Genomic DNA, 24,201 nt, shown 5'->3' on the forward strand with positions numbered 1-24,201 from the left:
TGCGCGGAAAGGGCGGGTTATGCACGTTTCCACCGTTGTCCACAGAAAAGAGGGGAACGACGGCCGGAATTTGTCCACCGTGGCGGGGGATGTGGATCGATCCGGATAACGTGTGCGGGAGGAGGGGGAAAATCCACACGTGTCCACATCGTGGATAACCCGGCGGGTTTATCCAGACCTCGTCCCCCGGCTTATCAACGGGTTGTCCACGGTGTGGAAAGCGAAAAGGGCGGCTGCGGATGGCCGGCGCGGGGCCGTCACGGTTTTCCGAGAAGGGCGAACATCTCTTTCTTGTAGGCCTCGACGCCCGGCTGATCGAAGGGGTTGATGCCGAGCAGGTAGCCGCCGACGGCCACGGCGTGCTCGAAGAAGTAGAGGCAGGCCCCCAGGTCGCCGGGGGCGATGCGGTCGAGCCAGAGGGTCATGGCCGGCACGCCGCCGGCGACGTGCGCGCGGAGGGTTCCCTCGTAGGCCTGGCGGTTGATGTGGCGCATCGTCTGTCCGGCGAGGTAGTCGAGCCCGTCCAGGTTGTCGCCGGTGGCGGGCACCGGCAGGTCGCCGCCGTCGTGCTCGGCCATGAGGAACGTCTCGATGAGCAGGCGTTTGCCATCTTGCACGTACTGGCCGAGCGAGTGGAGGTCGGTCGAGTACTGGACGACGGCGGGGAAGAGGCCTTTGTGGTCCTTCCCCTCACTCTCGCCGAAGAGCTGTTGCCACCACCCGCCGATGCCGGCCAGGCGCGGCTCGAAGACGGCCAGCACTTCGACGGCATAGCCGTGCTCGTGGAGCAGGTAGCGCCGGGCGGCATAGTCGAGCGCGGGGTTGTCCCCGGTGCCGGAGAACCGGCGGCAGGCGTCGACGGCGCCATAGAAAAGGGCGTGGATGTCGATGCCGGCGACGGCGATGGGAAGGAGGCCGACGGGGGTGAGGACGGAGAAGCGCCCGCCCACGTCTGGCGGGATGACGTATTTCTTATAGCCCTTCTCCGCCCGGAGTTGGTTGAGGGCACCGCGTTCCGGGTCGGTGGTGACGATGATGCGGCGGTCGGCGTCGTCGAACCGGGCTTCGAGCCACTGCCGGAGGAAGCGGAAGGCCAGCGCGGGCTCCAGCGTGGTGCCGCTCTTGGAGATGACGTTCAGGTAGACCGACTTTCCTTCGAGGTAGGCCATCAACTCGCGCAGGTAGGCGCCGCTCATGTGGTGGCCGGCGAAGAGGATCTCGGGCGTGCGGGGGGCGTCGTCCCCGCGGCGGGCCGGGAAGTAAGGCGTGAGGGCGTCGATGACCGCCTTCGCGCCGAGGTAGGACCCGCCGATACCGATACAGACGAGCACGTCCGCACGCTCGCGGATCTCGGCGGCCGTCGCGGCGAGGTCTTCGAGCAGGGCGTCGTTCGGAGAGAGCAACAGGTCGCGCCAGCCCGTAAATTCGTGTCCGGCGCCCGTCTTTTCGATGAGGGCGCGATGGGCTGCCTCCACCCGGGGGCGCAGGGTCTCCAGGGCACTTTTCTCTATGAAAGCGTCAACCGGCGTCGGGTCGAATCGGAGCATCGCGGAAGGGGATCGGGTTGGTAGGGACCGTGGAAGGTGTCGCCGCATGAACAGACGCAGCGGGTGTTTGTACATCCAAAATTCTAAATTCGAGAACCGAAAAATCCGGGAGGGGGAGAATAACAATGCGTGAATTCATTTCGGTGGAGGAGGCCCGTGCGCTGGTGCTGGAGGCGGTGGCAGCGCAGCCGGTGGAGCGTGTCCCGCTGGCGCAGGCCTACGGGCGGACGCTGGCGGAGCCGGTGGTGAGCCGCGAGCACATCCCGCCGTTCGACAACGCGGCGATGGACGGGTTTGCCGTGCGGAGCGCGGATCTGGCGACGTTGCCGTCTTCGCTGCGGGTGATCGAGGACGTGCGGGCAGGGGGAATCCCTTCGCACGCCATCGTGCCGGGCACGTGCGCGCGCATCATGACCGGGGCCCCCGTGCCGGAGGGGGCGGACACGGTCGTGCCGGTGGAGTGGACGGAGACCGGTGAGGACGCGGGTTCGGTCCGGATGCTGCGGGTGCCGCCGGCAGGAGGGCACGTGCGCCGGGCGGGCGAGGACGTGCGGGCGGGCGAGACGGTGCTCGGGGCGGGGGCGGTCGTGACGCCGCCCGTGGTGGGCCTGCTGGCGACGCTGGGGTATGCCGAGGTGGCCGTGCGCGTGCCGCCGCGGGTGGCCGTCGTCGCCACGGGCGACGAGCTGGTGCCCCCGGAGGCGACGCCGGGGCCGGGGCAGATCCGAAACGCCAACGGGCCGGCCCTCGCCGCGCAGGCCCAGGCCGCCGGCGCCGAGGTCCTGCCGCCCCTGCACGCCCGCGACACGCTCGAGGACATCCGCACCGCCGTCGAGCGGGCCCTGGAAGCCGACGTGCTCGTCTTCTCCGGCGGGGTGTCGGTGGGGGACTACGACTTCGTGAAGCAGGTGCTCGACGAGATGGGCCTGACGCTGCGGTTCTGGAAGGTGCGGCAGCGCCCGGGCAAGCCCCTGGCCTTCGGGCTGCTCGGCGGCAAGCCCGTCTTTGGCCTGCCCGGCAACCCGGTTTCCTCGGCGGTGTGCTTCGAGCAGTACGTCCGCCCGGCGCTGGCGAAGATGCTGGGGCGGGCCGCGGTGCTGCGCCCGTGCCTGCGGGCCGTCCTGGCGGCGCCGGCGAAGAAGGTGGCCGGGCTGCACTATTTCGCCCGCGGCGTCGCCGCCACCGGCGCGGACGGGCGCCTCACGGTGCACCTGGCCGGGCCGCAGGGCTCACACGTCTATACCTCGGTCGTACGGGCGAACTGCCTCGTTCACCTGCCTGAAACGATGGTGGATCCGGAAGCCGGCACGCTTGTTGACGTGGAATGGTTGAACTGGTGAACACGCCGGCAACCTGCCGGAATGTCCAGCCTGCAGACCATACGGTACGGAATAATGCATAGACGATCCCTGCAAGCCATCCTTTTCGCGTTGCTCCTGCTGCCGCTTCCGGACGCCCCGGCGCAGGACCGCCTGGCGGTGGGGAGCAAGGTGCCGCTGGTCGACCTGCCCCTGCCGGGCGTGGACGGCGACACGATCACCCTGGCGGCGGCCGCCGGGGAGAACGGGCTGCTCGTTCTCTTCTCTTCGAACACCTGCCCGTGGGTCGATGCCTGGGAGGATCGCTACCGGGTCGTTGCAGAGACGGCCCGCTCGCTCGGCATCGGCATGGTCGTCGTCAACCCGAATGCGGGATACCGGGACCGGGGCGACGGGCCGGCGGAGATGAGGGCCCGGGCGGAGGAGAAGGGCTACGCGTTCCCCTACGTGGTGGACCCGGATCATCGCCTCGCCGACGCGTTCGGGGCCGAGCGCACGCCGGAGGTGTTTCTGTTCGACGGCACCCTGACGCTCGTCTACGAGGGCGCCATCGACGACAGCCCCCGCGATCCGGAGGCGGTGCAGCAGCCCTACCTGCTCGACGCTCTCCATGCCCTGGCCGAGGGCCGTCCCGTCCCCGCCGCGTCGACGCGGTCCATGGGCTGCACCATCCGCCGCACGCAGGATTGACACGGCGGCAACAATTGGCGGGGCGTGCCGTTTTTTCGGTATGGTAGCCCGTTACGCCCTGTTGCCCGTGTGCCGGCTCCTTGCCGTGATGCTTGTGCTCGCCGTGCCGGCGGCCGTGCGGGCGCAGCCCGCCGGCGGCTGGCTGGTCCGGGGCGACTCGCTCCGGGACGCCGGGGCCTACGAGCTGGCCCGCAAGGCCTACGAGCGGGCCCGCGATGCCCGCTTCGTCGAGGCGACGCTCCGCCTCGGCACGCTCGCCCTCGACCTGGGCCGCTGGGGTGAGGCCGGCGACCGCTTCGACGAGGTGCTCGAACGCGACCCCGACCACCTGGCCGCCCACTACTACCGCGCCATCGCCCACCGCGAGGCCGGCCTCTTTCGCCCACCCTTCGGTCCGTTGCGCGAGGCGCTCGCATGGCGGAAGGCCGAAGCCCACTTCGAACACGTGCTTGCGCGCGACTCCGCGTTTCAGGACGTGCTCGTGCAGTACGCCCGGCTCGAAGCCTATCGGGGCAACCACGAAAGGGCGATCGGCCTCGGCTATGCCGGGCTTCGCCTCCGCCCCGAACTCCCCGAAGTCCACCTCGGGCTCGTCGTCCTCTACCGGCGCTTCCTTCGCGAAGACGAGGACACGGCGACGGCCTGGCTCGCCGCGCACGAGGACCCCTATGCCGCCTTCTTCCGGGCGGAGCGCCTGCGCCGGGCGGGAGACCTCGCCGCCGCGGCGGCGGCGTACCTCGATCTGCTCGGCCGGACCGGTCCGATGCCCCGCACGCTCGTGCTGCTGGCGCTGGCGCGCGTGGAGGCTGCCCGCGGCCACCCGGACCGCTGCGAGGCCTGGTACCTCCGCGCCGTCGACGGGATCGCCTCGCCCGTCGAGGCGGCCTTCGTCTTTGCTGACACCGGCTACATCCTCGCGCCGGACGAGTTGCGGGCCTACCGCCGGCTCGCCGACCCCGCCGCCCTCCGTGCCTTCTTCCGGCGCGTGTGGGCCCGGCGCGACCCGCTGCCCGCCGCCCCGGAGAACCCGCGCCTCGCCGAGCACTACCGCCGGCTCGTCTACGTCGAAGAACAGTTCGCCTACCACGGACGCCTGGCCTGGTGGAACGACCCCGACAAGGTCAACCGGCTCGCGTTCGCCGAGGTCTACCGCCTGCCCCGCGACTTCAACGACAAAGGGCTGATCTACCTGCGCCACGGCCCGCCGGACGACCGGGTCGCCACGCTCGAAGCCGAGACGCCGAACGAATCGTGGCGCTACGCGGCCACGGGCGACGAACCCCCGATGATTTTCCACTTCGCCACGCTCGGCGGAGCTGCCTGGCGGCTCGTGCCGGTGCTCCTCGGCGCTGAGGTCATGAACGACCGCCTCGACTGGGGCGCCCCCTTCATGCGCGGCTACCTGATCTACCAGGACGAGCCCCGGCGGCGCGAGCTCGACCTGCTCGGCTTCGAGCAGGAGATGCGCGCGCAGAGCCAGGCCGACGTCGACCGCGGCCTCACCACCGACCGGCACACCTGGGTGCCGCCCGTCGAGCGGCTCGACCTGCCCGCCGTGACGGCGGCGTTCCGCGACGGGGACGGCCGTACGCGCCTGGAGGTGCATTTTGCCTTCCCGGCAGCGACCCTGGCCCGGCACGCCCCCGCGCACGCGCGCCATGTGAACGTGGAGGCCGGCCTGAGCCTGCGCACGACGACCTTCGACGACGTCGCCACGGAGCGCGTCCGGCGGCGCGTGCCCCGCTCCGCCGATCCCACCGGCGGCGTCCTCGACGCTCTCGCCGTCACGGCTCCGCCGGACTCGTACCGCGTTGACCTCCACGTGCGCACGGAGGACGGGCGCGTCCTCGGCACCGCCCGCCTCGACCGCCGCCTGCCCGGCTTCTCCGGCCCGGGGCTCGCCGTGAGCGACCTGCTCCTGGCCCATGACATCGCACCGGTACCGCCCGGCGAGACGGGCACCCACCACGACCTGCGCGTAAAGGCCGCTCCCACGCTCCGTTTCCCGCGCCGCCGTCCCTTCTTCGTCTACTTCGAAATCTACCACCTCACCCCCGGCGACGACGGACGGGCGCGCTACACGCTCGAATACACGCTCACGCCCGAGCGGGGAAAGCGGCGGGCCAGGGCGTCGCTCACCCTCCGGGTCGACCATGAGGTGCCGGGGAGCACGGCCGTCGAGTACACCGAGATCGATGCCGGCCGGGTGGAGCCGGGGGCCTACGTGCTGGCCGTCACCGTCACCGACCGGCGGACGGATCGCTCCGCCACCTCCATACGGCGAATCGAGATCGAAAAATGAGCGGTCCCGCCGGGTTGGAGAGTTCGCGTTTCGTGGGATATGTTGTGCGCTGCGTGGGGAGCGCAACGGGATGAGCCGGATCGTTCGTACGGAGGACAACGTGTTGCTGTTTTATTGTACAGAGAAGGGCAGGCTGGACGTGCTTCGGGAGCGGGGCATCGAGGAGGAGGCGCGCCTGTGGACCACGCTTGACGCCGCCCGGCAGGCCTGCCGCGACGCGCTGGTCGTGGTCGACGCGACGCGGCTGGCGGAGGCGCCGGTTGAGGTGGGTGACGGTCAGGTGCGGGTGCCGCAGGTGCCGCCCGGAGCGCTGTGCAACGTTACGCCCTACCTGCCGCCGGAGCCGGTGACGGCCGCGGGCGGCTACGTGGTACGCGCCGGAACGCCCGAGCCTGCATTGCTGCTCATCTTCCGGCGCGGCGTCTGGGATCTCCCCAAGGGCAAGTGCGATCCCGGCGAGTGCCCCCCGGACTGCGCGTTGCGGGAGGTACGTGAAGAGGTCGGTGCCGGCGACCTGCGTATCGTCTGTCCGCTGGGCGTCACGCGGCACGGTTATCCCCGGGACGGGCGCTACGAGGTCAAGACGACGCACTGGTATCTGATGGAGACCGTCGCCACGGCGTTCACGCCGCAGGCCGAGGAAGACATCGAGGCGGTGGCCTGGGTGCCGTGGTCCGAGGCCCGGGCGCGGCTCGGCTTCGAGACGCTCCGCCGTCACGCCGCGACCGTCGAGCCGGTGGTTTTCGACCGGTTGATCCGGTGAGCGGCGCTCAGGGTTCCTCGACGGCCTCGACGAACAGGGCAAGCACCTCCCGGCCCAGGCGCAGGTCGGCCCCCGAGAGGTTGACCAGGGCCACCACCACGACGCTTGTCTCGGGCTGGATGAGCAGGATCGACGTGCCGCCGACGGAGCCGCCGCTGTGAGAGACGATGCGCCGTCCGACGTCGTCCGTGCCCAGGGCCCAGCCAAACCCGTAGCCGACCCCCTCGCCGGCCCTCGTCCGCTGTTCGGTGAACAGGAGCGCCCGGGCCTCCGTCGGGAGGAAGTCGCCGCTCAGGTGGGCGTTGGCGAAGCGGAGCAGGTCCTCGGTGGTCGAGAGGAAGCCGCCGCCGGCCCACTTATAGCTGTTGTCCACGAACGGCGCGTTGACGAGCCGCCCGGCCTCGTCCCGCACGTAGAAGCGGACGCGCTGCGCGATGAGGCTGTCCACATGGTCGGCGACGGTATGGCGCATGCCGAGCGGGTCGAAGACGCGCTCCTGCATGACGCGGAGGAAGTCCTGCCCGGCCGCCCCTTCGATGACGGCGCTGATCAGGTTCCAGCCGTAGCTCGTGTAGCTGTAGCGCGTGCCCGGCTCGAAGAGGAGCGTGTCGGCGGCGAAGATCGCCAGGCCGTCGGCCACCGTGGCGAAGTGCTCCCGCAGGAGGAACTCGTCGCCGCGGTAGTGGCGGATGCCGGCCAGGTGGCCGCCGAGCTGGCGCGTGGTGATCGGCCACCGCTTCTCGGGAAAGGCGGGGACGTAGCGCTGCACGGGCGCGTCCACGTCCAGCCGGCCCTCGGCGTAGAGCAGGGCCGCGGCCGCCGCCGTGAGCGGCTTCGAGATGGAGCCGATACGGAACTTCGTCGTGGGCCAGACCGGCACGCGCTGCTCCAGGTCGGCGTACCCGAAGCCCTCGGCCCAGACCGTCTGGCCGTCGACCGAGACGGCGATGGAGAGGCCGGGCCAGCCCTGTTCGAGGTAGTGCCGCCAGGCCAGCGCCCGGGCCTCGGCCACGACGCCCGCGTAGCGGGACGGGGCCGGCGCCGTCGCGGGCGGGGCGGGCACCGGCTGCGCCCCCGCCGTCACGGCGAGGGTCAGGAGCAGAAAGACGGGGAGGCGGAGGAAGAGCTTCATGGCGCGACGCGGTCTGAGGGCGTTTCGTTCAGGTCAGGAAAAAACGAATCCCGCGCGGCAACCACAATTGCCCCTTCCGGAGGGTGCCCGTCACAGCTGACCGGCCAGCTCGCGGAGGAGGGCCTCGCGTTCGGTTTCGGGCAGGTCGTCGGCCTCCACCTGGAGCGACTGCGGCGGCGCGTCAGGGGCGGGAGCGGTGGCCGGGTGCGGGGTGGGACGGCGGCGCGTGTAGTGCAGCGCCAGGGCCAGGCCGCCCGTGAAGGCGGCCGAGATCAGCAGGAGGCGGAAGAAGCGGGACATGGAGATGACCGTCTTGTGTGTCTGAGCCTGTCAGGTGCCTGTTGCGTTTCTTGCCACGGAGACACAAAGGCACGAAGGTGGTTTCGGGGGGCGGGGCCTCCAGGTTCTCTGGTGGCCGGATGGGGGGTCAACGCGGCGGGTACCGGCGGGTTCGCGCCGGGTCAGCGAGAATTTCGGCGAAAGCGGGGTAGCCGGTTTCGAGCGGAACCGGCTACCCGGCGCGATACGCGCAAGGTGGCCGGCGGGCGGCGGCCGGGCCTCCAGGAACCTGCCTTTTGCTACGTCGTAACCGGCCCCGTCCTTTCTCTTTTGAGGCATCATGCTCGTTATCCGCCGGACTCTTCGCGTTGCGGCCGCCGCGATGGCCGCGTTGCTGCTCGTCGGCGTCGCCGCGCCGCTGATCCGGCAGGCGTGTGCGCAGGCGCACCGGGCGGCCATGGAGGCTACGGCGGATCGCTCCCACGAGGCGCCGGCCCATGCGATGCCGGTTCCGCCCGCGGCGACGCACGACGGTGCCGTGCCTGCGTGCGTGCACGCCGATCAGGGTCCGGCGGCGATGCAGCCGTCCCTCCCGCCCTGCTGCTTCATGTCGATGGCGGGCGACGACCCCGGCACGGCCACGATGACGAAGTCCTCCGGGGTGCCGGTGCCTCCGGTTGTGCCCGGAGTTCTTGGGGTGCCGCCCGCACCGCCGCCGGCCGTCCCCTCGCTTCGCGCCAGCGGTGAGGATCCGCCCGCTCCGCCCTTCGCCCTGCACCTGTTGTACGCGGTCTTTTTGCGTTGAGACCCTTCCGGTTCGGCCCTCCGCACATCCCGGCCGAACCGTTGCACGCCGCCCTGCCTGACGCCGCACCCCGAGAGCGGGGGGTGTCGTTCGGTATGCCCGTTGGTTTGATTCCCGTCTCAACGCTGTCAGGCTATGCCTTTCCCTTTGTCTGGCCGGAGCCCGGTGCTCCTGCTTGCTTTGCTCTTTGCCGGGCCGGTGCATGTTCGGGCCCAGGTTCCGGACACCGTGCGGGTGCACGACCTGCCCACCCTGCTGGCCGTCGTCCGGGCCGAGAATCCGGCTTTGCGGGCGGCCCGCCTGCAGGCCGAAGCCCTCGGGACGCGCCGCGATCAGGTGGCCGCGCTGCCCGACCCGATGGTCATGTTCACGTACCAGCCGTTTCCCGTGCTGACGGCGCGGGGCACGCAGCGCACCCAGCTCCGCCTCGAGCAGTCGATCCCGTTTCCCGGCAAGCTGGGCCTGGGCGGCGAGGTTGCGGGCCTGGGGGCCGAGGTCGCCGGCTACGAGGCCGACGCCCTGGCCCAGGACCTTGCCTTCCAGGTCAAGGAGGCCTATTACGAGCTGTACCGTCTCCAGCGGCAGGAGGCGCTCCTCCGCGCCTTCCAGGACCGCCTGCGCGACTATGAGGCGGTGGCCGCCACCCGCTATGCCGTCGGCGAGGGGATGCAACAGGCCATCCTCAAGGCCCAGCTCGAACGCAACACCCTCGACCAGCGGCTGCTCGACCTGGCACGGCAGCGCCGCACGGCCCTCGAAGCCCTGAGCCGCCTGCTCGACCGGCCCGTCGCGCTCGACACGCTGCCGGCCCTGTCCCTGCCCGCTCTTCCTTCGCTGCCCGACGAAACCCTCGTGCAGGTGGCCCGTCGCGCTCGTCCCGAGGCCGCCGCCCTCGATGCCGACCTGGAGCGGGCCCGCGCCGAGATCGCCCTGGCTCGCCGCGACTTCCTCCCCGACTTCGGCCTCAGCCTCACCTACTTCGACATCGCCGCCGCCGACATGCCGCCCACGGCCACGGGGCGCGACGCGCTGGCCCTCGGCGTCTCGGTGAAGGTGCCGCTCCAGCGGGGACGCCTCCGCGCCCGTCTCGAAGAGGCCCGCCTGCGGCAGCACCGGGTCGAGGCCCGCCGCGAAGCGCTGGAGGCCTCCTTCCGCACCACCATCGCGGACCTGCGCAGCCGCCTCGAACGCGAGCGCGACCAGCTCGACCTCTACCGCGACGTCCTCCTCCCCCAGGCCGAAGCCACCCTGGAAGCCACCCTCAGCGCCTACACCACCGGCCGCACCGGCTTCCTCGACCTGCTCGACGCCGAACGCGTGCTGTTCACGCTGCAGACGGGCTACGAGGACGCTTACGCCCGCTACCTCCAGGCCGCCGCCGCCCTCGAACGCGCCCTCGGCCTGGATCGCCTCGCCGACCTCGATGAATCGCTCTTCCGATGAACGTCATGAAAAAGCTGATGCTCTTCACCGCGCTGCTGATCCTGACGGCCGGCGGCTTTCTGCTGGGCCGCCTGACCCACCCGGGCACCGGCCACGAAGCCCCGCCGGCAGCACCGGACACCTCGGCCGGACCGGCGGCAGCGGAGCGCAAGATCCTCTACTGGCGTGCGCCCATGGATCCGAACGAGATCTACGACCGGCCCGGCAAGTCCAAAATGGGCATGGACCTCATCCCCGTCTACGAAGACGAGGTGGCGGGGGAGGGTACGGTCACCATCGACCCGGTAACGATGCAGAACATCGGGGTGCGCACCGCGCGCGTCGAGGTGACGGCGCTGCGGCGGGCGATCCGCACGACGGGCCGCTTCGTCATGGATGAGCAGGGGGCGCATACCGTCTCGCTCAAGGTGGGCGGCTGGGTCGAGAAGCTGTATGTGGACTTCAACGGCGCCGTCGTCCGGGCGGGCCAGCCCCTGCTCGAGCTCTACAGCCCGGACCTGGTGACGACGCAGGAGGAATACCTCCTCGCTTTTCGGAATGCGCGGCAGGCCGCCGGGAGCAGCCGGCCCGGGGTGCAGGCCGATGCCCGCCGCGTCCTCGAAGCCGCCCGTCGTCGCCTCGCCTACTGGGACCTGAGCGAGGAGCAGATCCGCCGCCTCGAGACGACCGGTATCCCGCAGCGGACGATCACCTTCTTCACCCCTGCCGCCGGCGAGGTCATGAACAAGCAGGTGGTCGAAGGGCAGTACGTCGCGCCCGGGCAGCCGCTCATGGACATCGTCGACATCAGCAGGATCTGGCTCATCGTCGACGTCTACGAGCAGGACCTGGCCTGGGTGAGGCCGGGCACGCCTGCGCAGGTCGCGCTGCCGTATGCGCCGGGCGTGACCTACACGGCCCGGGTCGATCACATCTACCACATGCTCGACGGGGAGACGCGGGCGGCGCGGGCCCGCATCGTGCTGCCCGGCGGGCATCACGCGCCGCTCAAGCCCGGCATGTACGCCACCGTCACCCTGGAGGGGGCGCCGACGGCCCCGTCGCCGGTGGTGCCGGAGGAAGCGGTGCTCCAGACCGGGGAGCAGGCTTTCGTCGTCCTGGCCCTGGGCGGGGGGCGCTTCCGCCCCGTCGAGGTGCGGGTGGGGCTCCGGGCCGGCGGGCAGGTGCAGATCCTCGACGGCCTGCAGGGCGGGGAGGAGGTGGTCATCCGTGCCCAGTTCCTCATCGACTCCGAGGCCCGGCTCAGGAGCGCCCTCGGTGCGCTGGCCGGGCATCACAACCATGGGGCGGCCCCGGCCGAGTCCGGTCATGCCGGTCACGCCCCGGCGGCCGGCATGCAGGCGGAGGGCGGCGTGCAGGTGGTGCGCGTCACCGTGGGTGCCGCCGGCTTCGAGCCGCAGCGCATCACCCTGCAGGCGGGCCGGCCCGCACGGCTCGTCTTCGTGCGGACCACCGACGGCACGTGCGCCACGCAGGTCGTCCTCCCGGGCCTCGGCCTCGGGCCGGTCGATCTGCCGCTTCACCGGGAGGCCGCCCTCGACTTCACGCCGTCGGAGGCGGGGACGTTCACCTTCGCCTGCGGGATGGAGATGCTCAAGGGCACCCTCGTCGTCACCCGCTGATTCAACCCGTTGCAGAGAACCATGCTGGCACGTCTCATCGCGTGGAGCGCCGAGAACCGGCTGCTCGTCCTCCTGACGACCCTGCTCGTGGCCGGTCTCGGCGTATGGGCCACGCTGAACACCCCCGTCGACGCCCTCCCGGACCTGTCCGACGTGCAGGTGATCATCAAGACCGAATACCCCGGTCAGAGCCCGCAGATCGTCGAGGAGCAGGTGACCTACCCGCTGGCCACGGCCATGCTCGCCGTTCCCTTCGCCCGCACGGTGCGGGGCTACTCCATGTTCGGGACCTCGTTCGTCTACGTCATCTTCGAGGACGGCACCGACATGTACTGGGCCCGCAGCCGGGTGCTGGAGTACCTGAGCACGGTGACCGGGCAGTTGCCCGAGGGCGTGCGGCCGGCGCTCGGCCCGGATGCCACCGGCGTCGGCTGGGTCTACCAGTACGCCCTGGTCGACACGACGGGGCGGACCGACCTGGCCGAGTTGCGCTCGCTCCAGGATTTCTTCCTCAAATACGAGTTGCAATCGCTCGAAGGGGTCGCCGAAGTGGCCACGGTGGGGGGCTTTGTGAAGCAGTATCAGGTGGTCGTAGACCCGCAGAAGCTGGCCGCCTACGGGATTCCGCTCGCGCACGTGAGGCAGCAGCTCCGGGCGTCCAACCGGGATGTCGGCGGGCGGTTGCTCGAGCTCGGCGAGCGGGAGTTCTTCGTGCGCGGCCGGGGCTACCTGCGGGGCCTCGACGACATCCGCGCCGTTCCGCTGAAGACGCGCGACGGCGCGACCGTCACCGTCGGCGACGTGGCCACCGTCCGCCTCGGCCCCGAGATCCGGCGGGGCATCGCCGAGAAGAACGGCGAGGGCGAGGTCGTCGGCGGGATCGTGGTGATGCGCTACGGGGAGAACGCGCAGCGCGTCATCGACCGGGTCAAGGCCCGCCTCGAAGAGCTCAGGCCGGGGCTGCCTCCCGGCGTCGAGATCACGACCGAGTATGACCGTTCCGCCCTCATCCGGCGGGCCGTCGGTACGCTGACGACGAAGCTGTGGCAGGAGCTGGCCGTCGTGGCCCTCATCGTCCTCGTCTTCCTGCTGCATGCCCGCAGCGCCTTCGTCGCCCTCGTCAGCGTGCCCGTGGGTATCCTCGTCTCGCTGCTTGTGATGTACTACCTGGGCATCAACGCCAACATCATGAGCCTGGGGGGGATCGCCATCGCCATCGGCGTCATGGTCGACGCGTCGCTCGTGATGGTCGAGAATGCCCACAAGCACCTCGAGCGGGCCCGGGCGGCCCTGGGACGGGCACCGGAGCGGGAGGAGCGCGTGCGTGTGGTGCTGGATGCCGCCCGGGAGGTCGGGCCGAGCCTGTTCTTCTCCCTGCTGATCGTGACGGTGAGCTTCCTGCCGGTCTTTGCCCTGGGGCAGGTCGAAGGCCGGCTGTTTCGCCCGCTGGCGCTCACGAAGACCTTTGCGATGGCCGCCGCCTCGCTCCTGGCCGTGACGCTGGTGCCCGCGCTCATGGTGGTGTTCATCCGGGGGAAGATCCGGCCGGAGGCGCGCAACCCGGTGGCGCAGTTCTTCATCCGGGCATACCGCCCGGTCATCCGCGGCACGCTCCGGCACCCGTATCTCGTGCTCGGCGTGAGCCTGGTGCTGCTCGCCGGCTCGCTCCTGCCCGTGCAGCGCCTGCTCTTCGGCACCACGTATGTTCCTTTCCCCCAGATCGGGTCCGAGTTCATGCCGCCCCTGGACGAGGGGGACCTGCTCTACATGCCCACGACGCTGCCCGGCGTCTCACCCCAGAAAGCAAGGGAGATCCTCCAGCAGACCGACCGCATCCTCAAGCGCTTTCCCGAAGTGGAGAACGTCTTCGGGAAAATCGGCCGGGCCGAGACGGCCACCGACCCCGCCCCGCTCTCGATGGTCGAGACCACCATCCGCCTCAAGCCGGCGGACCAGTGGCGGCCGGGGATGACGAAGGATCGGCTCATCGAGGAGATGGACCGGGCGCTCCGGCTCCCCGGCCTTTCGAATGCCTGGACGCAGCCCATCCGCAACCGGAACGACATGCTGGCCACCGGCATCCGCACGCCCGTCGGGCTCAAGCTGGCCGGGCCGGATCTGACGACGCTCGAACGTCTCGGCCGGGAGATCGAGGCCGTGCTGCGCCCGCTTGAGGGCACCCGCTCCGTCTTCTCCGACCGGACCGTGGGCGGGTCGTTCCTCGACGTCGAGGTCGACCGCTTCGAGGCGGCTCGCTACGGCCTGACCACCGACGACGTGCTGGACGTCGTCGCCATGGCCGTAGGGGGGATGAACGTGACGACGACGGTCGAGGGGCTGGAGCGCTACCCGGTGAACGTCCGCTACCCGCCCGCGCTGCGGGAGGACCTGCCCGCCCTGCGGGCCGTGCTCGTGCCCATTCCCTCGGGGGCACAGGTGCCGCTCGGCCAGCTGGCCCGCTTCCGCCTGGTCGAGGGGCCGCCGATGATCAAGAGCGAGAACGCCCGCCCGAACGCCTGGGTCTACGTCGACCTCGAGCAGGGGGTGGACGTGGGCTCGTACGTGCAGCGGGCCCGCCGGGTGGTGGCCGAGGCGGTGGCCCTCCCGCCGGGCTATTCACTCCGCTGGAGCGGGCAGTTCGAGTACATCGAGCGGGTCAACCGGCGCCTCGGCGTGCTCGTGCCCCTGACGCTGGCGATCATCTTCCTGCTGCTCTACCTGCATTTCCGCAACCTGACCGAGACGCTGATCCTGATGGTGACCCTGCCGTTTGCGGCGGTGGGCGCGGTCTGGCTGATGGCCTGGCTGGGCTTCAACTGGAGCCTGGCCGCCGGCGTGGGCCTGATCGCCGTGGCGGGCCTGGCCGCCGAGACGGGCATCGTCATGCAGGTCTACCTGGACGAGGCGGTGCGCCGGTACGGGCGGGAGGGGCGTCTCACCTCGAGGGCGCGGCTGCACCAGGCGCTCGAAGAGGGGGCCGTGGATCGCGTCCGGCCCAAGCTGATGACCGTCTTCACCACCCTTATCGGCCTGCTCCCGATCATGGTCGGTACCGAGACGGGCTCCGAGGTGATGAAGCGCATCGCCGCGCCGATGGTCGGCGGGCTCGTCAGTTCGACGCTGCTGACGCTCGTCGTCATTCCGGCGCTCTATGCCGTAGTGCGCGGTTTCCAGCTGCGCCGCACGTTCACGCCGCCCGCCGGCGACGATCTCCCCGAGGAGGCTGCCGCCGGGGTGGCCGTCCCCGCACCGGGCGGGCGGTGAGGCCCGCCCGTGCCGGCCGACGTGGGGACCGGGCATGCGGCGATGTTGCCTCGCCGCCCCGGCGGCGGCGCACCAGGCAGATGCGCTCGCTGGGCGACCTCTACGAGGCCGTCGTCGAGGGGCGGTGGAGCGCGTGCGGCCCAAGATGATGACCGTCACCGCCATCATGGCCGGCCTGCTGCCCATCATGTGGGGGCACGGCACGGGCTCGGAGGTGATGCGCCGCATCGCCGCCCCCATGATCGGCGGCATGGTCACCTCCACCGTGCTGACCCTGTGGTGCTGCCCGTGATCCATTACCTCTGGAAGGACTACGCCCTGCGCCGGCGGTCGACCCCCGCCCCGGGCGACGACGCCACCTGAGGCCGGTAGGGAAAGGGGGGCTAAGGGTAAGGGAGGAATGCTTTCGTCCTCGCGTGCTCCGCCGACTTCCTCGGGGCACGGGGCGGAACGTGGCTCATTCCGGCTTCCTCTGCAGCCATTCCGCATCCGCCGCATCCTTCAGACGCCCCACCGATCGCTTGTTCTGTATCAGGTGCTGCCGGCTGATCACGGGAATACGAAGCCCCTCGATCTCGACCTCTTCACGTGCCTCCCATGCCTCGTCGAATTCGACGCCACTGATCGTTGTCAGAATATCGATCCGCCGGGGCGCAACGCCGATCTGAAACACCATGTCCGGCGCCGTGAGATCTGCTTCAGACAGGCCCGATATGGGCGCACCAAAGGTCGTCAGGGCCCGGAGAACCTTGCGTGCGTTTTCTTCGGAGCGGCGAATCCACAGGTCGATGTCTCCCGTGGCCCGGGGACGTCCGTGCACGGCCAGCGCATACGCCCCCACGAGCAGGAACTCAACCTTCTCGTCGCTGAAGGCGGACAATATGTCTCTGTAGTCGGGATTGAGCAAGGGTGCCCTCGAGGAAGGTCCAGGCATCGACCGTCAGCGGCCAGACCATCGCCAGGCGTTCGGCTGCGGTCGTCTGAAGCAGATCGTCTTCCCAGTCCTCATCATGCAACCGCTTCACCCGGAGCACCCGCCTTTTTTCTTCCCGGTTCATTCTGTTTCCTCCATGTGTGCCGTGCTTTGTACTCGGCACGAGCGGCGGGGGGTCCGGAGCGGGTAAGGCGAGGACTGCCGCCGCATCTCGCTCAAGCATACGCCCGGAGCACGTCCCGCACAAGGGGTGCCCTCGTCTCCACCCGCCCGTGTACGGCCGGCGTGGGGACCGGGCATGCGGCGATGTTGCCTCGCCGCCCCGGCGCCGGGCTACCCGTCGATCACCACCGGTCGTACTGCCTGGGCTCCGTGTGGGGTGGTCAGGCGAACGAAGTAGCGTCCTGCCGGCCAGGCGCGGGCGTGCAACACATACCGGCCGCGCCCGGCGGCCTGCACGGGCAGCCGTTCCCGCCAGATCCGCCGGCCGAGCACGTCGAACACCTCCACGGTGAGGGGCGACGGTGCCGGCAGGCGGTAGGCGACCGTCGCGTGGTCCCGGAACGGGTTCGGATAGATCGCCTCGATGCCCCATGGCGCAGGCACGTCCGCCGCCTCCGCCGGTGTCGGCACGTTTCCGTACGTGACCCCGCCCACCCGGGCATAGGTCAGTTCGGCGCCGAACAGGTTGCCGGTCCGCACCGGGCCGATGTCCGCGGCATAGCACGCCTCGTGCAATACGGGGCCGGCGGCGACGAAGCACTTCAGCGCGGCGGTCTCCACCACCTCGTTGCCGATCCGTAGCCGCTCGTTGTAGCCTCCCCGAACGAAGTACAGCGTGTCGGGCGGCACGTGGTAGAGCGTGTCGCCGAAGGCCGCGCGCATGTCGAAGTGCGCCAGGAAGTCCGGGGCGTCTTCCCAGGCGTTCAGGGGCAACGGCGCGGCCAGGGTGTCGGCCGCCGGGTCTCGCACGGTCACCACGGTGCCGGCGGTGTCGTAGCGGACGTAGAGGGTGTCGACGAACGGGCCCACCGTGCCGACGGCCGGGACGGAATCGCGGCGGATGAAGTACCGCCGGCCCCGGACCAGCGTATCTCCTACGATCGTGCGGACGTGGGCGTCGAGGCCGCCATAGACCCAGATGTTGCCGACCTCGAGGGGGTAGTACCGGTGCCAGTCGAGCGTGTCGGGGATGGGTTGTGCCCGGGCGGGTGCGACCCCGGCGACGAACAGGGCCAGGACGAGCGAAACGATACGCATGGCGTCCTCCGCGAAAGCAATGAACGGGTGGGTGATGTACTTCGGGTGTCTCCTCGAACTGGCCGGAGCCGGTCGTTGAAAAGGGTTCTTTCTTTGGCCAGGGACGGGCTTCACGGGTGCGCCCCTTGTTCTGGAGAGCCCGGGCTGACGGGACGTGCAACGCGTCCAGATCCGCGGCTACGCGGTGGTGGCGTCGGGCAATGGGTCGCCAATAATGATCTCCACGATAGCCAACACTACGCTTCTTATCTACAGCCTTTTGCGCAAATCGCAACAAACGATACCCCAAAAACCAACACCATGCCCTCCTTTGAATCATACCGTTGGATAGCCTTTTCCTGCACGAAGCGAGCTGGACAGCAACCCGCAGGCCCCCTGCCGATCCGGGCCGCCCCGCGCCTTGCGCCACGGCCCCTTGTAAGGCGCCGGCCGATGCCGTAGGTTTTGCCGTGATCGTTCCACTGCATCCACCCGTAGCCCCATATGGACCTGCTCCCCGAATGGGCACCGAACGTGCACCCGCTCCTCGTCCACTTCCCCATCGCGCTGCTGTGCACGGCCGTGCTGCTCGACGCGGCCGGGTTGTTGCTGCGCACGAACCCCTTCTGGCGGCGGGGGGCCACCACGCTGTTCGTCCTGGGTGCGGCCGGGGCCGTAGCCGCCTTCTTCAGCGGGCGCGCCGCCGCCGACAGCGTGCTTCCCCCGGCGGCGGCCAACCCGGTCCTGACCGAGCACGCCGACCTGGCGCTGTGGACCGTCTGGTTCTTCGGCGTCTACGCCGTGGTGCGGCTCGTCGCCCACCGCTTCGACCGCACGGCGACACCTGCCGTTGCATGGGCGCTCTTCCTGGTGGGCGCGGGCGGGCTGGTGCTGCTCTACGAGACGGGCGAGCACGGCGCCGAACTGGTGTTCGCGTACGGCGTGGGCGTACGGGCCGCCGCCGAACCGGCCGCCCCGCTCGTCCTCCCCGCCGACACCACGGCCGGCCCGGTGCCCACGGGCGACGGGGGCTGGGCCTGGAAGCCCGCCCGGGCCGCCGCATGGAAGGCCCGCTTCGCCTGGCCCGAGGGCCCGCCGGACGCCCTCCACACCGCCCTCGTCGACGGCGGGCCCCGGGGCGACGTGCTCGCCCTCGAAGCCGCTTCCGGCCCCGTCACTTTCCTCCACCAACAACCGATCGGCAGCCTCCAGGCCGACCTCGCCGTGCACCTCGACGACTTCACCGGCGCATTCCGGTTCGTTCACCACTGGCAGGACGCCCAGAACCACCACTTCGTGGCCCTCGAAGACGGGCACATCCGGCAGGGGCGCGTGGCCGGCGGCCGCGAGGAGGTGATGGACGAGGCCCCGCTGGCCCCCTCCGCCTGGCTGGCCCTCCGCGTGGTGGCCGACGGCACCCACTTCCGCGCCTACGTGGACGGGCGGCTCGTCGTGCACGGGCACGGCCCGGCCCCCTCCCCCGGCCCCGCCGGCCTCCGCCTCGACGGCACCGGCACCGTCCTCCTCGACCACCTCACCGTGCAGAACCTCCGCCCCGCACAGGACGCCGGCCACGACCATTGAGGCGGCCGGAGCCTCCCGCCCCGCCCGTCGTACACCAACTCGTCGCGCACGTCCATGTAACCAGCCAGGAGACGCTCATGAGCACCTACTATTTCGCCCGCACGCTCGATCTCCCGGCCGATGATCGGGAGGCGTGTGTGCCTTCTCCTCCGCGATGCCGCCCGCCGCGCCGGGCTGCTGTGACGGCCCTCACGGCCGGCGGAAGGTGAAGGCCAGCCCGAACTGCACGCCGCCTTCGACCAGGTCGTAGCCGCCCTGCACGAGCACGAAGCCCAGGCGGGCCACGGCGCCGAGCGAGAGTGTGGAGGTGAGGTGGATGTCGTCGCCGTCCTCCTCGGCCCAGATGCCCAGTCCCACGCCGGGCTGCACGGGGGCGTCGAAGGCGTCGAAGAAGAAGAACAGCGTGCCCACCAGGCGCTCCGGCTCGTCGCCCGCGCCGAGGACGGCGCCGTTGACGGCCACCTGCAACAGCCCGCCCCAGCGGGGCCGCACGAACCCGGAGGCCAGCCCGATCGGCGCGCGTTCGTGGCCGAAGTAGCCGGCCGTCCCGCCCGCCACGGCGATGAGCCCCACGGCCGCCGCTCCGGCAAGCGCCGCCGGCAGCAGCTGCTCGTCGTCATCGTCGTCGTCCTTCTTCCCTTTGCCCGGGCCGTCGAGCAGGCCGCCGCGTTTGCCGTCGCGCCCGGCGTGGCCGCCCTTTTTCTCGCCTTCGTCCGGGTCGTCGTCCGCATCGTCGCGGGGGCGGCTGCGGGTGCGGTCCGAGGGAGCGGGGTCGGTGCGGCCGATGGTGTCGCCGCGCGGGCGACGGGGGCCGGTGGCCACGCGCGGGTAGGGCCGCCCGGTGCGGATCACGATCCAGATCGTCCGGTCCGGGATGTAGACCGTGGTGCGGGCCGGCGGCCGCGGGACCACCTCCGGCTCGCGCTCCGGCGGCACGTGCTCGGCGAAGGCGATGCGGAGGATCTCCGGCTCGCGCAGCTCGAAGCCCGTCTCGAAGAGCCACCGGGCGGTGTCCGCCGGTACGTCGGCGAAGAGGGTGGCCCAGTCCAGGTCGAGGCCGTCGAAGCGGTAGACGAACGGGGCGGGTTCGAGGGCGAAGCTGTCCACCGACACGACGAGTTCGGTGACGCGGCGGCCGCCGGCATAGACGCCGGCGCGGAGGTCCAGGGCCGTCAGGCGCACGCCGGCGGGCAGGCGGTCGGCCGGCACGCGGCGGCCGTCGAGGATGGCTTCGTCGCCGGGGACCCACCAGAGGGTGAAAGTCATGGCCGGGCGTCCCGCCTCGACGCCGTAAGCATATTCGAGGGCGAGCGTGTCGAGGAAAGGCAGCAGGTCGAGGCCGGCCCACGGCTCGAGCGTGCGGCCTTCCGCCAGGAGTGCGGCGGGCCAGTCCATGACGTGGAGCACGCCCCGGCGCAGGGTCGGCTCGGGCACCTGCGCGTGCAGCGTACCGGCCAGCCCCGTCGCCAGGATCACCCACAGCCCGAGAACACGTGAACGACGCATCCGTCCGTGCGGTTGGTTGGTACAGCGCGGCTTTCTGCATAGCCGCACCGGCCGGATGTACGGTCACGCTCCCGGTTTGATTCGCCCGGCGCGGAACGTACGATGGGCCGCGCGTAGAAGGGAAAGAGCGACGCACGGGGCGTCGCCTCTCGTCCGGAAAGGCGCCATGACCGACCTGCTCACCGACACCTTCGGCCGCCGGCACACGTACCTTCGCATCTCGCTGACGGAGCGGTGCAACCTGCGCTGCCGGTACTGCATGCCGGCCGGGGGGGTCCCGCTGCGCCCGCGCGAGGAGATCCTCACCTTCGAGGAGATCGAGCGCCTGGCCCGGCTTTTCGTGCGTGCCGGGGTCGAGAAGATCCGGCTGACCGGCGGTGAGCCGCTCGTCCGCACCGGCATGGAGGCCCTCGTCGAAGCCCTCGGCGCGCTCCCCGGCCTCCGGACGCTGGCCCTCACCACGAACGGCCTCCTCCTGCCCAAAAAGCTCCCGCGCCTGCACGCCGCCGGCGTCAACCTGCTCAACATCAGCCTGGACACGCTCCGGCCCGAGCGGTTCGACCACATCACCCGCCGGCAGGGGCTGGCCCTCGTCCTGCACGCCATCGACCTGGCCATCGCCTACGGCTACGACCCGGTGAAGGTCAACTGCGTGGTGATGCGCGGCTTCAACGACGACGAGCTGGCCGACTTCGTGGCCCTGACCGAGACGAAGCCCATCGAGGTGCGCTTCATCGAGTACATGCCGTTCGCGGGCAACGGGTGGCAGGATGCCCGCTTCATGCCCTACCGCGACATGCTCGCCCGCCTCGGCGAGCGCTTCCCGGTGCTGGAACGGCTCGACGACGGGCCGAACGCCACGGCGAAGACCTATCGGGTGCCGGGCTTCCGGGGACGGATCGGCTTCATCACCTCGATGAGCGAGCATTTCTGCGACGGATGTAACCGCCTGCGCCTCACGGCCGACGGCAACCTGAAGGTGTGCCTCTTCGGCCGGGCCGAGGTCAGCCTCCGCGACGCCCTGCGGGCCGGCGCCACGGACGACGAGCTCGGAGCGATCATCCGGGCGGCCGTCCGCCGCAAAAAAGCGGCCCATGCCGGCATGCACACGCTTGCGAAAGCCGAAAACCGGCCGATGATCCTGATCGGGGGATGAACCGGAACCGGCTCGTCCGGCCGCGGGCAGGGTGCTTGCCCTTCGCCCGGAAGGCTCCTATCTTGCGGCGTTCATCCACCCCGAGAAGCCGAACGACCGTCAACCCAGACCGAATCTGAAGTCATGACTGATGTACCTGCGCTGACGCACGTGACCCCCGCCGGGGGGGTGCAGATGGTGGATGTTGGCGAAAAAACCGCAACGGTGCGCACCGCGGTGGCGGCCGGCCGTGTGCTCCTGGGGGAAACCGCCTTCCGGCTCGTCGCCGAAAACAAGATCCGCAAGGGCGACGTGCTGACGCTGGCCCAGATCGCCGGCATCATGGGCGCCAAACAGACGAGCAAGCTCATCCCGCTCTGCCACGACGTCCTGCTCCGCGGCGTCGACGTCGACCTGACGCTCAACGAAGCCGAGCACGCCGTCGAGATCCGGGCCTACACGAAGAGCGTCGGGCCGACGGGTGTCGAGATGGAGGCCCTGACGGCCGTCTCGGTGGCCGCTCTGACGATCTACGACATGTGCAAATCCGTCTCGAAAGAGATCCAGATCACCGACATCCACCTGCTGGCCAAGACGGGCGGGCAGAGTGGCGACTACCGCAAGGGCGAGAACCCCTGACAACGGGCATAACAAAGGCCGATGGAAGCACTCCTCAGCACTGCCGGGCTGCTCGTGATCCTCGCGATCGTGCTCGGCCTCATCATTTTCCTCTACTTCATCCCGGTCGGGCTGTGGATCACGGCCTTCTTCTCGGGCGTGCGGCTCCGGCTCGTGCGGGACCTGGTCGGCATGCGCCTGCGCAAGGTGCCGCCCCACCTGATCGTGCGCCCGCTCATCACCGCCTACAAGGCCGGGCTGGAGCTGAGCCCGCCGCAGCTGGAGGCCCACTACCTGGCCGGCGGGCACGTGCAGAACGTCGTGCGGGCCCTCATCTCGGCCGACAAGGCCAACATCGACCTGACGTTCGAACGCGCGGCGGCCATCGACCTGGCCGGGCGCGACGTGTTCGAGGCCGTGCAGGTGTCGGTCAACCCCAAAGTCATCGAGACGCCGCCGGTGACGGCCATGGCGAAGGACGGCATTCAGGTCCGCGCCATCGCCCGCGTGACCGTGCGCGCCAACATCGACCGGCTCGTCGGCGGCGCCGGCGAGGAGACCATCCTGGCCCGCGTCGGCGAAGGCATCGTCACCACCATCGGTTCGGCGGATTCGCACAAGGCCGTGCTGGAAAACCCGGACTCCATCTCCAAGGTCGTCCTCTCGAAAGGCCTCGACTCCGGCACCGCCTTCGAGATCCTCTCCATCGACATCGCCGACGTGGACGTCGGGGAAAACATCGGGGCGAAGCTGCAGGCCGATCAGGCCGAGGCGGACCTCAAGATCGCCCGCGCCAAGGCCGAGGAACGGCGGGCCGCCGCCGTCGCCCGCGAGCAGGAGATGCGCGCGGCCGTCCAGGAGCAGCGGGCGCGCGTCGTAGCGGCCGAGGCCGAGATCCCGCTCGCCATCGCCGAGGCCTTCCGCAAGGGCAACCTGGGCGTGATGGACTACTACAACCTCCGCAACATCCAGGCGGACACCCGCATGCGCGATGCCCTGGGCGGGGGCGAAACGCCTCCCTCGGGCCAGGAGTGACCCCGGCGGGGCGCCGAAACGCGGAGGCAGGCACGGCGTATGGGGAGGCAGACACGACCGCGGTCCTTCCCCCTGTTCCCATGACCGGCACCATCCTGCACCTCGACATCGAAGGCGGCTTCTACGGCCTCGTGGCCGACGACGGCACCCGCTACCTGCCGCTCGACCTGGACGAAGCGTTTCAGCAAAACGGCCTCCGCGTCCGCTTCGAGGCGGAGCCGGCACAGGTGCTGACGCTCCAGCAATGGGGCCGTCCCGTGCGGCTGACCCGGATCGAAGCCCTCTGAAGCGCGTCCCGCCTGTTGCTTTTCCGCGAAAACGCGCGCGCTCCGGCAACCGGAGACCCGGCTTACCGGTAGGAGCGCCCCGCTCCCCCGTCTTCCCGCAGCCAACCCCCGACAGGACCGATGGAAGCGCATGCACCGGCCGGCCTGCCCGCCCGCACGGCCCGGATGGTATCGTTCGCCACGCTGGGCACCCTGAGCACCACCCAGGAGCTGGCCGGGCGGGCCCTGGCCGCCATGGAGGGCGCCGATCCGGAGCAGGTGGCCGAGGAGACGCTGTGCCTGGTCGCCACGGCGACGGCCCGCGCCGCCGGGGTCGGCCTGCGGGCTGCGCCCGACCTCGCCGGGGCCGTCCTCCCCGCCCTGCTCGACCTGCCCTTCACCTACCGCGACTACCTCGTCGGGGGGGCCATGATCGAGACGCAGCACGCCGCGCTGCAGGAAGCCGCCGAAGCCGTCACGGGGCGCCTGCAGCGCATGCGGGCCTTCTACGAAGCCCACCTCCCCCCGAACCAGTTCCCCGGCCCCACGGCGCTCTCCGACAAGATGGCCCTCTGGATGGGCCGTATCAGCCCCCCGCGCCTCCCGGAATCCCCCACCCGCCGCCTCGAACGCCTCGACCTCGTGCCCGTGCTTGTGACGCACCTGCGCCTCATCCTCGCCTTCGCCCGCCGCGAAGCCGGCCCCTGACCGCCACCCG

Annotated in this window: 22 protein-coding genes and 1 pseudogene; 16 read left to right on the forward strand and 7 right to left on the reverse strand. The window is 70.5% G+C overall.

Going from position 1 to position 24,201, the window contains the following annotated elements:
* Window positions 1-257: 257 nt before the first annotated feature.
* Complete coding sequence (locus tag GQ464_RS10040; RefSeq protein ID WP_166979323.1) at window positions 258-1,547, reverse strand: glucose-6-phosphate isomerase; 1,290 nt, start codon at window positions 1,545-1,547, stop codon at window positions 258-260.
* A 125-nt stretch (window positions 1,548-1,672) separates the two neighbouring features.
* On the opposite strand from GQ464_RS10040, the gene GQ464_RS10045 reads away from it, so the two are divergent.
* The 4 genes from GQ464_RS10045 (at window position 1,673) to GQ464_RS10060 (ending at window position 6,621) form a co-directional block, all read left to right on the forward strand.
* Window positions 1,673-2,887, forward strand: coding sequence for a molybdopterin molybdotransferase MoeA (locus tag GQ464_RS10045; RefSeq protein WP_228350176.1), 1,215 nt, complete (start codon window positions 1,673-1,675; stop codon window positions 2,885-2,887).
* A 54-nt stretch (window positions 2,888-2,941) separates the two neighbouring features.
* Window positions 2,942-3,556 carry a thioredoxin family protein gene (locus tag GQ464_RS10050; RefSeq protein WP_166981785.1) on the forward strand — a complete coding sequence of 205 codons (615 nt, stop codon included), beginning with the start codon at window positions 2,942-2,944 and terminating at the stop codon, window positions 3,554-3,556.
* 40 nt (window positions 3,557-3,596) lie between these two features.
* Window positions 3,597-5,858 carry a GWxTD domain-containing protein gene (locus GQ464_RS10055; protein ID WP_228350177.1) on the forward strand — a complete coding sequence of 754 codons (2,262 nt, stop codon included), beginning with the start codon at window positions 3,597-3,599 and terminating at the stop codon, window positions 5,856-5,858.
* Between the two features lie 70 nt (window positions 5,859-5,928).
* The gene (locus tag GQ464_RS10060) at window positions 5,929-6,621 is read left to right on the forward strand and encodes an NUDIX hydrolase (protein WP_228350178.1); all 693 of its coding nucleotides are present in this window, start codon (window positions 5,929-5,931) and stop codon (window positions 6,619-6,621) included.
* A gap of 7 nt (window positions 6,622-6,628) precedes the next feature.
* Here the strand turns inward: GQ464_RS10060 and GQ464_RS10065 are convergent, their stop codons facing one another.
* A complete protein-coding gene (locus GQ464_RS10065) occupies window positions 6,629-7,753 on the reverse strand; it encodes a serine hydrolase domain-containing protein (RefSeq protein ID WP_228350179.1) in 1,125 nt (374 codons plus the stop codon).
* Between the two features lie 90 nt (window positions 7,754-7,843).
* Window positions 7,844-8,053, reverse strand: a complete 210-nt coding sequence (locus GQ464_RS10070) for a hypothetical protein (protein ID WP_166978572.1) — start codon at window positions 8,051-8,053, stop codon at window positions 7,844-7,846.
* A gap of 319 nt (window positions 8,054-8,372) precedes the next feature.
* Here GQ464_RS10070 and GQ464_RS10075 point away from each other — a divergent pair, with 319 nt between their 5' ends.
* The 5 genes and pseudogenes from GQ464_RS10075 to GQ464_RS10095 all read left to right on the forward strand — a co-directional run.
* The gene (locus GQ464_RS10075; protein WP_166978574.1) at window positions 8,373-8,837 is read left to right on the forward strand and encodes a hypothetical protein; all 465 of its coding nucleotides are present in this window, start codon (window positions 8,373-8,375) and stop codon (window positions 8,835-8,837) included.
* Window positions 8,838-9,002: 165 nt separating this feature from the next.
* Window positions 9,003-10,280, forward strand: coding sequence for a TolC family protein (locus tag GQ464_RS10080; protein WP_166978576.1), 1,278 nt, complete (start codon window positions 9,003-9,005; stop codon window positions 10,278-10,280).
* Window positions 10,281-10,285: 5 nt separating this feature from the next.
* Window positions 10,286-11,902: an efflux RND transporter periplasmic adaptor subunit gene (locus GQ464_RS10085; protein ID WP_166978578.1), complete on the forward strand. Its 1,617-nt coding sequence runs from the start codon at window positions 10,286-10,288 to the stop codon at window positions 11,900-11,902.
* A gap of 21 nt (window positions 11,903-11,923) precedes the next feature.
* Window positions 11,924-15,166 carry an efflux RND transporter permease subunit gene (locus GQ464_RS10090; RefSeq protein WP_166978580.1) on the forward strand — a complete coding sequence of 1,081 codons (3,243 nt, stop codon included), beginning with the start codon at window positions 11,924-11,926 and terminating at the stop codon, window positions 15,164-15,166.
* Window positions 15,167-15,228: 62 nt separating this feature from the next.
* A pseudogene (locus GQ464_RS10095) lies at window positions 15,229-15,529 on the forward strand (efflux RND transporter permease subunit); the annotation flags it as partial.
* Window positions 15,530-15,623: 94 nt separating this feature from the next.
* On the opposite strand, the gene GQ464_RS10100 reads toward GQ464_RS10095, so the two are convergent.
* From GQ464_RS10100 to GQ464_RS10110, 3 genes are all read right to left on the reverse strand, one after another.
* Complete coding sequence (locus tag GQ464_RS10100; protein WP_166978584.1) at window positions 15,624-16,073, reverse strand: nucleotidyltransferase; 450 nt, start codon at window positions 16,071-16,073, stop codon at window positions 15,624-15,626.
* Window positions 16,018-16,224, reverse strand: a complete 207-nt coding sequence (locus tag GQ464_RS10105) for a hypothetical protein (protein ID WP_228350181.1) — start codon at window positions 16,222-16,224, stop codon at window positions 16,018-16,020. Before GQ464_RS10105 ends, GQ464_RS10100 begins: the two co-directional genes overlap by 56 nt.
* Before the next feature lie 209 nt (window positions 16,225-16,433).
* Window positions 16,434-17,360: a T9SS type A sorting domain-containing protein gene (locus GQ464_RS10110; protein ID WP_166978586.1), complete on the reverse strand. Its 927-nt coding sequence runs from the start codon at window positions 17,358-17,360 to the stop codon at window positions 16,434-16,436.
* Window positions 17,361-17,843: 483 nt separating this feature from the next.
* Here GQ464_RS10110 and GQ464_RS10115 point away from each other — a divergent pair, with 483 nt between their 5' ends.
* Together GQ464_RS10115 and GQ464_RS18730 are read left to right on the forward strand one after the other, a co-directional pair.
* Window positions 17,844-18,923 (forward strand): DUF2231 domain-containing protein, encoded by a 1,080-nt coding sequence (locus GQ464_RS10115; RefSeq protein WP_166978588.1) that lies wholly within the window; start codon window positions 17,844-17,846, stop codon window positions 18,921-18,923.
* A 77-nt stretch (window positions 18,924-19,000) separates the two neighbouring features.
* On the forward strand, window positions 19,001-19,132 hold the full coding sequence (locus GQ464_RS18730; RefSeq protein ID WP_262899648.1) for a hypothetical protein: 132 nt from the start codon (window positions 19,001-19,003) through the stop codon (window positions 19,130-19,132).
* Here the strand turns inward: GQ464_RS18730 and GQ464_RS10120 are convergent.
* Window positions 19,113-20,429, reverse strand: coding sequence for a hypothetical protein (locus GQ464_RS10120; protein WP_166978589.1), 1,317 nt, complete (start codon window positions 20,427-20,429; stop codon window positions 19,113-19,115). The genes GQ464_RS18730 and GQ464_RS10120 overlap by 20 nt on opposite strands.
* 166 nt (window positions 20,430-20,595) lie before the next feature.
* Between GQ464_RS10120 and moaA the strand changes: the two genes are divergently transcribed.
* From moaA to GQ464_RS10145, 5 genes are all read left to right on the forward strand, one after another.
* Window positions 20,596-21,585, forward strand: a complete 990-nt coding sequence (moaA, locus tag GQ464_RS10125; RefSeq protein ID WP_166978590.1) for a GTP 3',8-cyclase MoaA — start codon at window positions 20,596-20,598, stop codon at window positions 21,583-21,585.
* A gap of 123 nt (window positions 21,586-21,708) precedes the next feature.
* The gene (gene moaC / locus GQ464_RS10130; RefSeq protein WP_166978591.1) at window positions 21,709-22,203 is read left to right on the forward strand and encodes a cyclic pyranopterin monophosphate synthase MoaC; all 495 of its coding nucleotides are present in this window, start codon (window positions 21,709-21,711) and stop codon (window positions 22,201-22,203) included.
* 21 nt (window positions 22,204-22,224) lie between these two features.
* A complete protein-coding gene (gene floA / locus GQ464_RS10135) occupies window positions 22,225-23,217 on the forward strand; it encodes a flotillin-like protein FloA (RefSeq protein WP_166978592.1) in 993 nt (330 codons plus the stop codon).
* A gap of 80 nt (window positions 23,218-23,297) precedes the next feature.
* Window positions 23,298-23,504: a hypothetical protein gene (locus tag GQ464_RS10140; protein WP_166978593.1), complete on the forward strand. Its 207-nt coding sequence runs from the start codon at window positions 23,298-23,300 to the stop codon at window positions 23,502-23,504.
* Between the two features lie 120 nt (window positions 23,505-23,624).
* Window positions 23,625-24,191 (forward strand): hypothetical protein, encoded by a 567-nt coding sequence (locus GQ464_RS10145; RefSeq protein ID WP_166978594.1) that lies wholly within the window; start codon window positions 23,625-23,627, stop codon window positions 24,189-24,191.
* Window positions 24,192-24,201: the final 10 nt, after the last annotated feature.

Source organism: Rhodocaloribacter litoris (assembly GCF_011682235.2).
GTDB classification, from domain to species: Bacteria; Bacteroidota; Rhodothermia; order Rhodothermales; family ISCAR-4553; genus Rhodocaloribacter; species Rhodocaloribacter litoris.

Coding starts and splice junctions, on each gene's coding strand:
- moaC (WP_166978591.1), top strand. CDS start 21,709: ATGACTGATGTACCTGCGCTGACGCACGTGACCCCCGCCGGGGGGGTG.
- GQ464_RS10120 (WP_166978589.1), bottom strand. CDS start 20,429: ATGCGTCGTTCACGTGTTCTCGGGCTGTGGGTGATCCTGGCGACGGGG.
- GQ464_RS10145 (WP_166978594.1), top strand. CDS start 23,625: ATGGAAGCGCATGCACCGGCCGGCCTGCCCGCCCGCACGGCCCGGATG.
- GQ464_RS10085 (WP_166978578.1), top strand. CDS start 10,286: ATGAAAAAGCTGATGCTCTTCACCGCGCTGCTGATCCTGACGGCCGGC.
- moaA (WP_166978590.1), top strand. CDS start 20,596: ATGACCGACCTGCTCACCGACACCTTCGGCCGCCGGCACACGTACCTT.
- GQ464_RS10110 (WP_166978586.1), bottom strand. CDS start 17,360: ATGCGTATCGTTTCGCTCGTCCTGGCCCTGTTCGTCGCCGGGGTCGCA.
- GQ464_RS10090 (WP_166978580.1), top strand. CDS start 11,924: ATGCTGGCACGTCTCATCGCGTGGAGCGCCGAGAACCGGCTGCTCGTC.
- GQ464_RS10065 (WP_228350179.1), bottom strand. CDS start 7,753: ATGAAGCTCTTCCTCCGCCTCCCCGTCTTTCTGCTCCTGACCCTCGCC.
- GQ464_RS10105 (WP_228350181.1), bottom strand. CDS start 16,224: ATGAACCGGGAAGAAAAAAGGCGGGTGCTCCGGGTGAAGCGGTTGCAT.
- GQ464_RS18730 (WP_262899648.1), top strand. CDS start 19,001: ATGAGCACCTACTATTTCGCCCGCACGCTCGATCTCCCGGCCGATGAT.
- GQ464_RS10045 (WP_228350176.1), top strand. CDS start 1,673: ATGCGTGAATTCATTTCGGTGGAGGAGGCCCGTGCGCTGGTGCTGGAG.
- GQ464_RS10060 (WP_228350178.1), top strand. CDS start 5,929: ATGAGCCGGATCGTTCGTACGGAGGACAACGTGTTGCTGTTTTATTGT.
- GQ464_RS10070 (WP_166978572.1), bottom strand. CDS start 8,053: ATGTCCCGCTTCTTCCGCCTCCTGCTGATCTCGGCCGCCTTCACGGGC.
- GQ464_RS10040 (WP_166979323.1), bottom strand. CDS start 1,547: ATGCTCCGATTCGACCCGACGCCGGTTGACGCTTTCATAGAGAAAAGT.
- GQ464_RS10140 (WP_166978593.1), top strand. CDS start 23,298: ATGACCGGCACCATCCTGCACCTCGACATCGAAGGCGGCTTCTACGGC.
- GQ464_RS10075 (WP_166978574.1), top strand. CDS start 8,373: ATGCTCGTTATCCGCCGGACTCTTCGCGTTGCGGCCGCCGCGATGGCC.
- GQ464_RS10115 (WP_166978588.1), top strand. CDS start 17,844: ATGGACCTGCTCCCCGAATGGGCACCGAACGTGCACCCGCTCCTCGTC.
- GQ464_RS10055 (WP_228350177.1), top strand. CDS start 3,597: ATGGTAGCCCGTTACGCCCTGTTGCCCGTGTGCCGGCTCCTTGCCGTG.
- floA (WP_166978592.1), top strand. CDS start 22,225: ATGGAAGCACTCCTCAGCACTGCCGGGCTGCTCGTGATCCTCGCGATC.
- GQ464_RS10050 (WP_166981785.1), top strand. CDS start 2,942: ATGCATAGACGATCCCTGCAAGCCATCCTTTTCGCGTTGCTCCTGCTG.